General features: G+C 70.8%; 13 protein-coding genes and 1 tRNA gene. 9 read left to right on the forward strand and 5 right to left on the reverse strand.

Features of this window, described 5'->3' with window-relative positions; genetic code table 11:
• Positions 1 to 48 precede the first annotated feature (48 nt).
• The 4 genes from PIJ49_RS06385 (at position 49) to pstB (ending at position 4,263) form a co-directional block, all read left to right on the forward strand.
• Positions 49 to 1,155, forward strand: coding sequence for a phosphate ABC transporter substrate-binding protein PstS (locus PIJ49_RS06385; RefSeq protein ID WP_251155256.1), 1,107 nt, complete (start codon positions 49 to 51; stop codon positions 1,153 to 1,155).
• A 177-nt stretch (positions 1,156 to 1,332) separates the two neighbouring features.
• Positions 1,333 to 2,283, forward strand: coding sequence for a phosphate ABC transporter permease subunit PstC (gene pstC / locus PIJ49_RS06390; RefSeq protein ID WP_066656736.1), 951 nt, complete (start codon positions 1,333 to 1,335; stop codon positions 2,281 to 2,283).
• A 13-nt stretch (positions 2,284 to 2,296) separates the two neighbouring features.
• Positions 2,297 to 3,382, forward strand: coding sequence for a phosphate ABC transporter permease PstA (gene pstA / locus PIJ49_RS06395; protein WP_066656738.1), 1,086 nt, complete (start codon positions 2,297 to 2,299; stop codon positions 3,380 to 3,382).
• 101 nt (positions 3,383 to 3,483) lie between these two features.
• Positions 3,484 to 4,263, forward strand: a complete 780-nt coding sequence (pstB, locus tag PIJ49_RS06400) for a phosphate ABC transporter ATP-binding protein PstB (RefSeq protein ID WP_066656740.1) — start codon at positions 3,484 to 3,486, stop codon at positions 4,261 to 4,263.
• A gap of 153 nt (positions 4,264 to 4,416) precedes the next feature.
• Here pstB and PIJ49_RS06405 read toward each other — a convergent pair whose 3' ends face one another.
• The 3 genes from PIJ49_RS06405 to PIJ49_RS06415 all read right to left on the reverse strand — a co-directional run bounded on the left by PIJ49_RS06405 (position 4,417) and on the right by PIJ49_RS06415 (position 7,326).
• Entirely contained in the window at positions 4,417 to 5,334 is a 918-nt protein-coding gene (locus tag PIJ49_RS06405; RefSeq protein ID WP_066656742.1) for an anti-sigma factor, read from the reverse strand.
• Entirely contained in the window at positions 5,331 to 5,930 is a 600-nt protein-coding gene (locus PIJ49_RS06410; protein ID WP_066656745.1) for a sigma-70 family RNA polymerase sigma factor, read from the reverse strand. Before PIJ49_RS06410 ends, PIJ49_RS06405 begins: the two co-directional genes overlap by 4 nt.
• A 766-nt stretch (positions 5,931 to 6,696) precedes the next feature.
• Positions 6,697 to 7,326: a DNA-directed RNA polymerase subunit beta gene (locus tag PIJ49_RS06415; protein ID WP_066658739.1), complete on the reverse strand. Its 630-nt coding sequence runs from the start codon at positions 7,324 to 7,326 to the stop codon at positions 6,697 to 6,699.
• Positions 7,327 to 7,452: 126 nt separating this feature from the next.
• Here PIJ49_RS06415 and PIJ49_RS06420 point away from each other — a divergent pair, with 126 nt between their 5' ends.
• From PIJ49_RS06420 to PIJ49_RS06430, 3 genes are all read left to right on the forward strand, one after another.
• On the forward strand, positions 7,453 to 7,614 hold the full coding sequence (locus PIJ49_RS06420; RefSeq protein WP_139197360.1) for a DUF2207 domain-containing protein: 162 nt from the start codon (positions 7,453 to 7,455) through the stop codon (positions 7,612 to 7,614).
• A gap of 53 nt (positions 7,615 to 7,667) precedes the next feature.
• Positions 7,668 to 7,740 (forward strand) — tRNA-Lys (locus PIJ49_RS06425).
• Positions 7,741 to 7,920: 180 nt separating this feature from the next.
• Entirely contained in the window at positions 7,921 to 8,241 is a 321-nt protein-coding gene (locus PIJ49_RS06430; protein ID WP_066656746.1) for a hypothetical protein, read from the forward strand.
• Between the two features lie 292 nt (positions 8,242 to 8,533).
• Here PIJ49_RS06430 and PIJ49_RS06435 read toward each other — a convergent pair whose 3' ends face one another.
• Together PIJ49_RS06435 and PIJ49_RS06440 are read right to left on the reverse strand one after the other, a co-directional pair.
• A complete protein-coding gene (locus PIJ49_RS06435; protein ID WP_271826119.1) occupies positions 8,534 to 9,469 on the reverse strand; it encodes an aldose 1-epimerase family protein in 936 nt (311 codons plus the stop codon).
• Complete coding sequence (locus tag PIJ49_RS06440) at positions 9,466 to 10,317, reverse strand: DeoR/GlpR family DNA-binding transcription regulator (RefSeq protein WP_066656748.1); 852 nt, start codon at positions 10,315 to 10,317, stop codon at positions 9,466 to 9,468. Before PIJ49_RS06440 ends, PIJ49_RS06435 begins: the two co-directional genes overlap by 4 nt.
• Positions 10,318 to 10,381: 64 nt before the next feature.
• Here PIJ49_RS06440 and galT point away from each other — a divergent pair, with 64 nt between their 5' ends.
• Both galT and galK read left to right on the forward strand, forming a co-directional pair.
• Entirely contained in the window at positions 10,382 to 11,479 is a 1,098-nt protein-coding gene (galT, locus tag PIJ49_RS06445; RefSeq protein WP_251155251.1) for a galactose-1-phosphate uridylyltransferase, read from the forward strand.
• A complete protein-coding gene (gene galK, locus PIJ49_RS06450) occupies positions 11,476 to 12,612 on the forward strand; it encodes a galactokinase (protein WP_271826120.1) in 1,137 nt (378 codons plus the stop codon). Before galT ends, galK begins: the two co-directional genes overlap by 4 nt.
• The last annotated feature ends 86 nt before the right edge of the window (positions 12,613 to 12,698 follow it).

Here is a 12,698-nt window from a genome sequence, read left to right on the forward strand (position 1 = left end):
GGACCAGCAGCGGTCCCGCCTGCACTGACATTCCCGAAGGGACCCCTGTTGAACATCAAGCGAATCGGTTCGATCGCAGCGATCGCGATCGCCGGCGCCGTCGTGCTGTCCTCCTGCGCGGCGAACGAGAGCGGCAGCGGCGACGCCGCAGCGCCGACCTCGAGCTCGGGCACCGACTACTCGAAGCTCTCGGGCACGCTGACCGGCTCCGGCTCGTCGGCGCAGCAGACCGCTGAGGCCACCTGGGCTGCGAACTTCCAGAACGTCGCCTCCGGCGTGACGGTCAACTACTCGCCGGACGGCTCCGGCGCCGGTCGCAAGAACTTCATCTCGGGTGCCGCGGACTTCGCCGGCTCCGACGCTGCACTGAAGGACGAGGAGCTCTCGGGCTCGTTCGACCTGTGCACGGACAAGGCCATCGACATCCCGGTCTACATCTCCCCGATCGCCATCGCCTACAAGGTGGACGGCGTCTCCGACCTGACGCTCGACGCGAAGACCATCGCGGGCATCTTCTCGGGCAAGATCACCAAGTGGAACGCCTCGGAGATCGCCGACCTGAACAAGGGCGTCGACCTGCCGGACTCGAACATCACCGTGATCCACCGCTCGGACGACTCGGGCACCACGCAGAACTTCTCCGAGTACGTCTCGGCGAACGCGTCGGACGTCTGGACCGAAGAGCCCAGCCAGACCTTCCCCTACCAGGTCGGCGACTCGGCCAAGGGCACCTCGGGCGTCGCCTCGGCGATGGCCAGCGCCTCGAACGCCATCACCTACATCGACGACTCGGGCGCCGGTGACCTCGACAAGGCGAAGCTCATGGTCGGCGACAAGGCCACCGAGATCTCGGCCGAGGGTGCTGCCAAGGTCGTCGCGGACTCCGAGACGGTCTCGGGCCGTGAGGAGAACGACCTCGCGATCGACATCAACCGCAAGGACACCGCCGAGGGTGCGTGGCCGCTGGTCCTCGTCTCCTACGCGATCGCCTGCCAGGAGTACAAGGACGCCGACAAGGGTGCGCTCGTGAAGGGCTACCTCGACTACGTCGTCACGCAGGACGCGCAGGAGGCCGCCGCGAAGGAGGCCAAGTCGGCCGCCCTCTCCTCCGACCTGTCGGAGAAGGCCGCGAAGGCCGTCGCCTCCATCAAGTAAGGCCCGCTGAGCACCCGGACGCCGGTCCCACCCACCCTGACCGGCGTCCGGGTTCTCGCCCGTCCGGCCCGGACGCAGCACCAGCACCACCGGGTACGCCCGGCCCCACCAGCACCACCCCGTCGCCTCCCCCGGCCGCTCCTCCACGAGCCCGGCCTCCCCTCCGACAGGAGTCCCATGACGACCGCACCGGCCCAGCCAGGGGCCACCGTCTCCCCCGCCAAGCCGAAGGCCGTCGTCCGCGTCGGCGACCGGGTGTTCTCGACCGCCTCGGTGGTCGCCGGCAGCCTGATCCTCTTCGTGCTCGTGCTCGTCGCCGCCTTCCTGGTGTGGCAGAGCCTCCCGGCCTTCTCGGCGAAGGTCGGTGAGCTGCCGAACAACGCCTCGAACTTCTGGGTCTACGTCGGTCCGCTCGTCTTCGGCACCGTCTACTCGGCACTCATCGCGCTCGTGATCGCCGTCCCGCTCTCCCTCGGCATCGCGCTCTTCATCTCGCACTACGCACCGCGCCGCATCGCGCCGGTGCTCGGGTACGTCATCGACCTGCTGGCCGCGGTGCCGTCGGTCGTCTACGGCCTCTGGGGCATCGTGGTCCTCGCGCCGCTCCTCAAGCCGTTCTACGGCTTCCTCAACGAGTACCTCGGCTGGTTCCCGCTGTTCTCCGGCCAGGTGTCCGGTACCGGCCGCACGATCCTGACCGCGTCGATCGTCCTCGCGGTGATGGCGATCCCGATCATGACCGCGGTCATGCGCGAGATCTTCCTGCAGGCGCCGACCCTCAACGAGGAGGCCGCGCTCGCCCTCGGCGCCACGCGCTGGGAGATGATCCGCCTGTCCGTCCTGCCGTTCGCGAAGTCCGGCATCGTGTCGGCGATCATGCTCGGCCTCGGTCGTGCGCTCGGCGAGACGATGGCGATCGCCCTCGTGCTGTCGGTCTCGACGAACGTCACCTTCCAGATGCTGACGTCGCTCAACCCCTCGACGATCGCGGCGAACATCGCCCTGCAGTTCGCCGAGGCGTCGGGCACGGCCCTGAACGCACTGGTCGCGTCGGGCCTGATCCTCTTCGTCATCACCCTGGTCATCAACATGCTGGCGCGCTACATCGTGCGCAAGCGGGTCTCCTGAGAGGTCACGCCCGATGTCCCTCGCCCTCCGTCAGACCGGCACCGCCGGCAACGTCTACGCCAACGGCAAGCTGCACAAGTCCGTGCCGTGGCTCCTCCTCGTCGGCTCCTGGGTCGCCCTGGTCGCGGTCTTCGCCCTGCTGAACGCAGGCGGTGCGGTGAAGGACTTCAACGTCGTCGCCGCCCTGTTCCTCGGCACCGTCCTGTTCGACGTGCTCATCGTCGTCGTCTCGCGCATCGTCGAGGGCGGGCGCAAGGCGGTCGACCGGCTGATCACCTCGCTGGTGGTCACGGCCTTCGTCATCGCGGTGCTGCCGCTGGTGTCGCTGCTCTGGACGGTCCTGGCCGACGGCCTCGCCCGCTTCGACGCCCAGTACTTCAACTCGTCGATGCGCGGCGTCATCTCCGAGGGCGGCGGCGCACTGCACGCCCTCGTCGGGACGCTCGAGATCACGCTGTTCGCCGCGCTCATCTCCGTGCCGATCGGCCTGCTCACCTCGATCTACCTGGTCGAGTACGGCAAGGGCGCCCTCGCGAAGGGCATCACCTTCTTCGTCGACGTCATGACGGGCATCCCGTCGATCGTCGCCGGTCTCTTCGCCTACTCGCTGTTCGCGCTGTTCCTCGGCCCCGGTGCCCGCTTCGGTCTCGTCGGCTCGATCGCTCTGAGCGTGCTGATGATCCCCGTGGTCGTCCGCTCCACCGAGGAGGTCCTGAAGATCGTCCCGATGGAGCTCCGCGAGGCGTCCTACGCACTCGGCGTGCCGAAGTACCTGACGATCCTCAAGGTGGTGCTGCCGACGAGCCTCGCCGGCATCACCACGGGCGTCATGCTGTCGATCGCGCGCGTCATCGGCGAGACCGCGCCGCTGCTCGTGACGGCCGGCTTCACCGCGAGCATGAACTACGACCTGTTCAAGGACCCGATGATGACGCTGCCGGTGTTCGCGTACACGCAGTACTCGCAGCAGGGCGCCAACCCGGTGCCGTTCGTCGACCGGGCCTGGACCGCGGCACTCGTGCTCATCCTCATCGTGATGGTGCTCAACCTGCTCGCCCGCTTCATCACCCGACTCTTCGCCCCCAAGCTCCCCCGCTAGCACCGAGCGCCCGCGCTCCGGCCGACAGCATCGGCCAGCACGGCCCGCCCGCGCACCGCGTCAGCGGAGCGGCAACGACCACCCACCCCGGAGGAAACCACGTGTCCAAGCGCATCGAGGTCGACGGCCTCAACGTCTACTACTCGAAGTTCAAGGCCGTCGAGGGCGTCGACATGACGATCGAGCCCCGCACCGTCACCGCCTTCATCGGCCCGTCGGGCTGCGGCAAGTCCACCTTCCTCCGCACGCTGAACCGCATGCACGAGGTCATCCCCGGCGCGTACGTCGAGGGCTCCGTCAAGATCGACGGCGACGACCTCTACGGCCAGGGCGTCGACCCCGTGCTCGTCCGCCGGCAGGTCGGCATGGTGTTCCAGCGTCCGAACCCGTTCCCCACGATGTCGATCCGCGACAACGTGCTCGCCGGCGTGAAGCTCAACAACAAGCGCGTCTCGAAGTCCGAGGCCGACGACGTCGTCGAGCGCTCGCTGCAGGGCGCGAACCTGTGGAACGAGGTCAAGGACCGCCTCGAGAAGCCCGGCATGGGCCTGTCCGGTGGGCAGCAGCAGCGGCTCTGCATCGCCCGGGCGATCGCCGTGCAGCCGGACGTCCTGCTCATGGACGAGCCCTGCTCGGCGCTCGACCCGATCTCGACCCTCGCGATCGAGGACCTGATCGAGGAGCTCAAGAAGGACTTCACGATCGTGATCGTCACGCACAACATGCAGCAGGCGTCGCGCGTCAGCGACAAGACCGCGTTCTTCAACATCGCGGGGACCGGTGCGCCCGGCAAGCTCATCGAGTTCGACGACACCGCGACGATCTTCTCGAACCCGTCGGTGCAGGCGACCGAGGACTACGTCTCGGGTCGCTTCGGGTGATCGGCGCCCGGTCCGTCTCCTGACGGTCGGCCTGGAGGCCCGGTGCACGTCCGCCACGGACGGCACCGGGCCTCCGTCGTGCGCTCCACTGCCCCGCACGGACGAACGGCGGGCAGCGGATGATCCGCCGCCCGCCGTTCGTCCCTGCGGGTGCTACGCCTGGGTCGTGGGGACGGCCATGAGCGGCGTCGAGGTCGGCTGGTCGGAGCCGCCCTCCGGCTCGACCGTCATGCCGATCGCCGCACCCGGCGTGAGCTTGCCGTCGAGGACCGCCGTGTGCACGCCGTTGCGGGCGCTGTCGACCAGACCGGCGGGGACGATCTCGCCACCCTCGGAGCCGATGTACCAGAGCTCGTACGTCTTGCCCTGCGGCGCCTGCTCGACGCCGTCGAGGATCACCGCGGACTTGCCCACGTCGTGCGACCAGACCACGGTCGCGGAGCCCCCACCGGGGACCTTCGCGGTCGTGCGCTGGAAGTCGGACGCGGCGTAGATCGAGTCGAGCGTGCCGGAGGCCTGCGTGGTCCCGGGGCTGGTCCCCTCGGTCTGGCCGAAGTTCGTGCCGACGCCGAGCCCGACACCGAGGAACACCACGGCGACGGCGGCGGCGGCGGACAGGGCGGCTGCCGGACGCTGGAACCAGCGGCGGCGGGCCTTCGCGGATGCCGCACCGTCGGCGTACCCGGCGGCGTCAGCCGCTCCGAGACCGATGACGTTCCCGGTCTCGGCGACCGGCGCCGGGGCGGGAGCTGCTCCGACGACGGGCGCGGGGGACGCGGCGGAGGCGAGCGGAGCCTCCAGGCCGGCGACCGGCGCCGTGCGGTCCGTCGGCGCGGCCTGCGGGGTCCGTGCGATCTGTGCCATCAGCGACGCCTTGAGCGACGCCGGAGGGTCGATCGGTTCGACGGCGTACGCGAGCTGCAGCGCGGTCTCGCGGAGCGAGTCCGTCTCGGCCTGCAGTTCCGGCGACGTCGTCAGAGCGTGCTCGAGGAGCGCGCGCTCGTCGTCCGAGAGGGCGTCCAGGGCGTGCGACCCGGTGAGCAGGGCAGGGTCGTCGTGGCGTTCGGTCATGACGTCACCCCCATCTCGTCTCGGAGTCGGATCATCCCGTCACGGAGACGGGTCTTGACGGTGCCGATCGGGACACCGAGCCGTTCGGCCATCTCGCTGTGCGAGTAGCCGCCGTAGTACGCGAGCTGCACCGCCTGGCGTTGGAACTCGGTGAGCTTGGCGAGCGCGCGGCTGACGCGTTCGTGCTCGATCCGGATCTCGACCGACTCGGAGACCTGGTCGAAACCGGACTCCAGGTCGCGGATGCCGATCTTGGTGTCCCGGTCGTGCGACGCCTGCGATGCCCGGACCCGGTCGACCGCTCGTCGGTGGGCCATCGTGAGGACCCAGCTGGCGGCGGTGCCGCGCGAACGGTCGAAGCGGGTGGCCTGCTGCCACACCTCGAGGAAGACCTCCTGCGTGACCTCCTCGGACTGGGCGCGGTCCTTCAGGAGTCGCGTCACCAGACCGAGCACACGACCCGACAGGGCGTCGTAGAGGTCGGAGAAGGCTGCCTGGTCGCCGGAGGCGACGCGGGCGAGCAGATCGTCAGGCGACACGGGGGTGGGCTCGGTGGAGCTCCAGGCCTCGGTGTCGTGTTCCACGAGCGCAAGCATTGCAGGTTTCCCCCCTCTCGGTGGCATCGGTTCCGACATGTGCAATCACTTCGCAGGTCGGGTTCGGGTGGTTCGGATCCTCGCGGCGGTGGAGTCTGGGCGAGGGCCGCACGACCCGCAGGGAATTGACCGGCGGGTACCGGACCGGGTCGAGCGGGCCCTCGCTGTGACGTCCGCGAGGAGCGTCACACCAACTGTTCGGCACCGTCGCCCGAGCGGATTGGGCGACGTGCCCGTCCCGGGTGCAGGAACTGTGTCCGGCTCGTGTCTGCTGGTCGCCTGCTGCGCGTCCGCCCGCCCGGTGTGCAGGGTGCGGATGTACGCACGGCACGTCTGCGCGGCTGCGCGCGCTGCGGCTGCGCGCGCTGCGGCTGCGTGCGCTGCGGCTGCGAGTGTCCGTGACGCGCCCGACCGCGCAACGTGTCCACCGAGAGTGAACACGGCCACGTGCACAGGACGTGTCTCGTAGGATCGATCTCGCCGGGCCGCAGCAAGCCCCGGGCTCCAAAATTCGCCGCTTCGAGCGGCCTCGCGCCGAGAGGCGCTTCTGCGGCCCGGTCTTCGCATGTCCGGGGGCGGTCGGGTCAGGCCGTCCACCGTCGCAGGCCCTGCTCGTCGCCGTCCGCCGTCGCGGTCTGTCGCTGCGCCCCGCCCTCGCCCGGACGTCGCCCCGTGTGCTCAGGCGTGTGACGTCCGAGCGGGGGCGCGATCCGGCGTGGGCGGTAGCCGGTCTGGAGGCGCGGCGTCGATCCGCCCCGCCCCTCGCTCAGTCCAGGCTGTCGCGACGCCAGAGCGCCGCCGCCTCGGTCAGGTCGGCCGCGAGCTCCGTCAAGCGCAGCGCCCGACGCGTCAGCTCGCTCGCGCGGTCCCCCGCGGTCAGGTCGGCGTCGTCCGCCACCGAGGTCGCGCCCGCCGCGGTCAGCCGGCAGAACGCCGCGCCGCGGTCGAGCGCCACCGCGAGGTCCCCCGTGTAGAGGCCGTGCAGGATGTGGTCCGCCAGGGTCAGGATCTCCGCAGGACCCGTCGGCTGCTCGGCACCCGCGACGGCCTCGTCGATCGTGCCGATCCGCTCCGTGCCCCGCTCGAAGAAGTACGCGATCTCCTCCGGGTTCTGCCGGATGACGACCCGCACCAGGTAGATGCGCCACAGTGCCCCCGGGAGCGTGTGCGCGCCCACGCGGGCCCACAGCTCGGCGATCGCATCGATGCCGTGCACGTCCGTGTACGTCACGAGACGCTCGACCACCGCCGGGTCCGGGTCCTGCCGCACGCGGTGGAGCAGCGCGTTCGCCGTCTCGTGCGCGACACGGTTCACCAGTGCCGGGTCCTCGCCGCCCTGGATCGCGGCGAACTCCTGGTCGGTGAAGTGGACGGGACGGTGGTGATCGCGAGGCACCCGGCGAGTGTAGGCGCGGCCGCCGACGCCCACGTCCCCCGTTCGCCACGAACGCAACGGGGCGCGCACGGGTACCGTGCTCCGGCAGGGAGGCACTCCTCCCGGACGTTGAGAAGAGGAGACTCCATGAACGCCCTGCTCGTCATCCTGGCCGTGATCGCGGTCGTCCTGCTGTTCGTCGGTGGCTTCACCGCGAGCCTCAAGTTCCTGCTGTGGGTCGGCATCGTGCTGCTCGTCATCGCGGTGGTCATGTGGCTCCTGCGGACGCTCACCGGGCGCCGCAGCTGACCGACAGCACTGGTTCTCGTCTGGAGGCCCTCACCCGCTAGCCTTGCGGGTGAGGGCCTCTAGCTCAGTTGGTAGAGCACCGGACTTTTAATCCGAGGGTCGTGGGTTCGAGCCCCACGGGGCCCACCTCCTCTCTCGTGAGACGCCTACCGGGGTACAACTCCGTCACAGGATGTTCATGGTGCGTCTTGTGCACAGTCCAGACCCTGTTCAGCGGTTTGCCTGCACAGCGCCGATAGTGTCGTTCCCGGTCCTGATCCACGGACCGAACAGCACCGCAGCACCAGAGAACGAACGGGGTACACCGTGACCGAGCCCATCGACGCCACGCAGGCCAGCACCACCGGTGACGCGCGCCGCATCGTCGAGCTCGCCGCAGCGACGAACACCACGATGAGCAACCAGCTCCTCCTCGACACCCTCCGCCGGAACGCCCGCGTCACCACGCGGCACATCCGCACCGACTTCGTCGAGGTCGCCACCGCCACCGCCGTCCTCGGCTACGTGTGCCGGCAGGGCAAGGAGTACACGGCCCTGCGCGGCGACGACCCGGCCTGGGCACAGGAGATCGGGCGCTACGGCACGGAGTCCCTCGCGGTCGAGGCGCTGCGCATGCGCCGCGCCTGACGCACCGGAAGCACGTACGACGAAGGCCGCCCCGGACGGGGCGGCCTTCGTCGTGTCCGGAGGTCTCGTGGTCGCTCACGTGCTGCGCATGCATCTCGCGTTCGCAGGTCTCGTGCCCGCCGTCCTGGTCGCACAACGCGCCGCCCGAGATCGTTCCGGTCGCACGACGTGCCGCTGGCCGAGGACCTGAGCGGCATGTCTCGCGACCAGGAACCACGACCGGGTCCGGCCGGGTCCGGGTCCGGGTCCGGGTCAGGATCCGGCAGAGCGGTCCCAGGCGAGACCGCGGCGCTCAGGACCAGACGCGGCGGATGCCCCAGGTGCCGGTCCACGACTCGTCGGGCTCGAGCCAGCGCAGGCCCTCGCCGGAGTTCAGGGCGTTCGCGGGCGCGGTCATCGGTTCCACCGCCACGGCGAGCCCGGTGCCGTCGCCGCGGGGGAACTCGCGGGACGTGAAGACCTGCACGTACGGGAACGACTCGTCCTGCCAGAGCTCGACGCCGTCGCCCTCCGGGCCGTGCAGCGACGTGCGGCGCACGCCGTGCTCGTCGGCGGCGACGTCCCGGTACGCGGTGTCGAGGTCGGCGTCCCCGGCGCGCTGTCCGGACCGCAGGTCGTAGGGCGCGCCCTCGACGGACACCGTGCCGTCCGGGATCTTGTGCTCGTCGACCGTGAACGCCGTGGCGGCGTCGAGCGTGACGACGAGGTCCTCGGCGGGGGTGTCGCCCGCACGGAGGTACGGGTGCGCGCCGACCGCGAACGGAGCGCGGACGCCGGAGCGGTTGACGATGGTGTGGGTCACCCGGACACCGTCGTCGACGAGCTCGTGGTGCACGCGGGTCTCGAGCGTGAAGGGCCAGCCGTGCTGCGGGTGGATCGTCGCCTGCTGTTCGATCGACGACCCGGTCTGCGACACCACGCGGTACGGCGAGAACCGCAGCAACCCGTGCGAGGCGTTGCCGTACTTGGGCTCGGAGACGTCCAGCTGCTGCCGCTTCCCGTCGAGCTCCCAGACGGCACCGGCGACGCGGTTCGGCCACGGCACGAGCACGATGCCGTCGGCGCCCGGCGGCAGCGACGTCACCGGGAACGGCTCGGTCAGGTCGAACCCGGCGACCCGGAGCTCCCGGATCCCCGCGGCGACCTCGGTGACGACGGCCTCGACGACCCCGTCCGGTCCTGCGTGCCGGAGGTGGTACTGCCCTCCGGTGGGTGCTGCTGCGGTCATGGCTGCGACTTCCTTCCGTCTGGTGCTGCACGGCCGTCCTCGTCCGCCACGACCACCTCGACGCCGGCCGCCCGGATCGGAGCGACCGCGTCCGCCGTGACCCCGGCGGTGACGACGACGTCGATGTCCTCGAGCGGACGGACGACACCGAGGTGGGCCCGGCCGAACTTCGAGCCGTCCGCCACCACGACGGTACGCCGGGCCGCGGCGGCGAGCATCCGCTTCGCCTCGGTCTCGGGCAGGTTCACGTTCGTCAGGCCGTGCCCGACGTCGAGTCCGGTCCCCCCGAGGAACACCAGGTCGGCGGCGATCATCGGCAGCACGGCACCCATGAACGGCGCGACGAGGGAGTGCTGCAGTGGCCGGAGGGTGCCACCGGTGACGACGACGGTGAAGCGCGGGACCGCCCGCTCGAGCGCGAGTGCGGTGGTGAGCGAGTTCGTGACGACGGTGACGTCGACCAGGTCGGACCGCGCCACCAGGGCCTCCGCGACCGCCGCGGGCGTGGTGCCGACGTCGAGCACGACGCACTGACCCGACCGGACCAGGTCGGCCGCAGCGCGGCCGATCGCGGCCTTCGCCACCTGGTGCTCGACGGCGGTCTCCTCGAAGGGGCGCTCGGTGGAACCGACCCCGAGGCGGACCGCACCGCCGCGCACCCGCCGGATGCGGGCCTCCTGGTCGAGCAGGGCGAGGTCCTGGCGGACGGTCACCTCGCTCGTGCCCAGCGCCGCCGCGAGGGCGGCGGTCCGGACCAGACCGGGCGCGCCCTCGACGATGGAGACGATGCGGTCCTGCCGCAGCGGCGCGGGCAGCGACCCGGCGAGGAAGGAGAGGTCGTCGTCCACGACACGAGTTTCGCGCACTTACGGAGCCTTTCGCAACGCTTCACGAGCGCGGTAGGGTGGGTCGGTGATCACCAAGCGCGTGACGACGCTCGCCGACGGCCGCGAGCTCATCTACTTCGACGACGCCGACACGCAGCTGCCCGCCGAGCGCAGCATCGACCAGCGTGTCCTCGACCCCCGACCGGAGACGGCTCGGATGCGGCAGGACGTCCTGACCGGCGAGTGGGTGTCCATCGCGGCGAGCCGGCAGAACCGCGTGTTCCTGCCGCCGGCCGACCAGGACCCGCTCGCGCCGCAGACCGCCGCGAACCCGTCGGAGATCCCGAGCCGCTACGACGTCGCGGTGTTCGAGAACCGCTCGCCCTCGTTCGGACCCCTGCTCGAGGCCGAGGACGGCCCGGAGTCGCTCGAATCGCTGTCCGACGTCGGGCTCAACCGCCAGCTCCGGAGCGTCGGTCGTTGCGAGGTCGTGTGCTTCTCCCCCGAGACGAGCGGCTCGTTCGCCTCCATCAGCGAGTCACGCGCCCGCACCGTGGTCGAGGCCTGGGCGGACCGCACCGCGGCGCTGTCGGCGATGCCCGGCATCCAGCAGGTGTTCCCGTTCGAGAACCGGGGCGAGGCGATCGGCGTCACGCTGCACCACCCGCACGGGCAGATCTACTCGTACCCGTACGTCACGCCCCGCACGCAGCGGCTCCTCGCGTCGATCGAGCGCTTCGGTCCCGACCTGTTCGAGCAGCACCTCGCGAACGAGCGTGCCTCCGAGCGCGTGGTGCTGCAGGGCGAGCACTTCACCGCCTTCGTGCCGTTCGCAGCCCGCTGGCCGATCGAGATCCACATGCTGCCGCACCGGCACGTCCCCGACTTCGCCGGCCTGACCGACGCCGAGAAGGACGAGCTGGCGCACATGCACCTGCGGCTCACCCGCGGGCTCGACGCGCTCTACGACACCCCGACGCCGTACATCGCCGCGTGGCACCAGGCGCCGGTGCACACCGCGCGGGACACCGTGCGGCTCATGCTGCAGATCACGTCCCCGCGTCGCGCGGCGGACAAGCTCAAGTTCCTGGCCGGCAGCGAGGCCGCCATGGGTGCCTGGATCGGGGACCTCGTGCCCGAGAAGGCGGCCGAGTTCATCCGAGGAGGGATCGAACGCGCATGACGTTCCAGCAGGTCTACGGGTACGAGCCGGCGGTGCGGTACTCCGCGCCCGGCCGCGTCAACCTGATCGGTGAGCACACCGACTACAACGACGGCTACGTGCTGCCGTTCGCGATCGACCGCCGGACGGTGGCGTCGATCGCGCAGCGCGACGACCGGCTGATCCGGGTCGCGTCGGCCTTCGAGCCGGACGCGGTGCACGAGCTCTCGCTCGACGCGCTGTCGCCGGAGAACATGGACGGCTGGTCGGCCTACGTGTTCGGCATCGCCTGGGCGCTCCGCGAGCAGGCCGGAGCCGACCTGTCCGACAAGACCGGCTTCGACGTCTTCATCGAGTCGGACGTCCCGGTCGGCGCCGGCCTGTCGTCGAGCGCCGCGATCGAGTGCGGCGTCGCGCTCGCCTTCACCGACCTGTGGCAGCTCGGCCTCGACCGCAAGGCACTCGCCCGCGTCGGGCAGTACTCCGAGAACCACGCCGTCGGCGCCCCGACCGGCATCATGGACCAGTCCGCCTCGTTGCTCGGTGAGCAGGACGCGGTCGTCTTCCTCGACTGCCGCACACTCGACACCGCCGTGGTCGACCTCGCGCTCGAGGCCAACGGGCTCGAGGTCCTGGTCATCGACACCCGCGTCGAGCACGCCCACGCGACGGGCGGCTACAAGGCCCGGCGCGACTCGTGCGAGCGCGGCGCTGCGGCCATGGGCGTCGAGGCACTCCGCGACGTCGCCGTCGAGGACCTGCCCCGCGCACAGGAGCTCCTCGACGACGAGACCTTCCGACGGGTCCGGCACATCGTGACCGAGGACCAGCGCGTCCTCGACACGGTGCGCACGCTCCGCGAGCAGGGTCCGCGCGCGATCGGCGAGCTGCTCGTCGCCTCGCACGCGTCGATGCGCGACGACTTCGAGATCTCGGTGCCGGAGCTCGACCTGGCGGTCGAGACGGCAATGGCGCACGGCGCTGTCGGCGCACGCATGACCGGTGGCGGCTTCGGCGGTGCGGCGATCGCGCTGGTCGACCGGGAGGCCCGTGGCGCGATCACGGACGCCGTCACGTCCGCCTTCGCCTCGGCCGGGTACCGCGAGCCCACCGTGTTCACGGTGCACGCCGCGCAGGGCGCCCGGCGCGACTGACGCGCGGCAGCGCGAGGCGCCGCGCGCGGCGCCGCGCCTCGCGCTTCCGCACAACCGGAAGCGGCTCGCGCCACGGAGTCCCGTGG

It is taken from the genome of Curtobacterium uvaldense (assembly GCF_028307415.1).
Lineage (GTDB): Bacteria > Actinomycetota > Actinomycetes > Actinomycetales > Microbacteriaceae > Curtobacterium.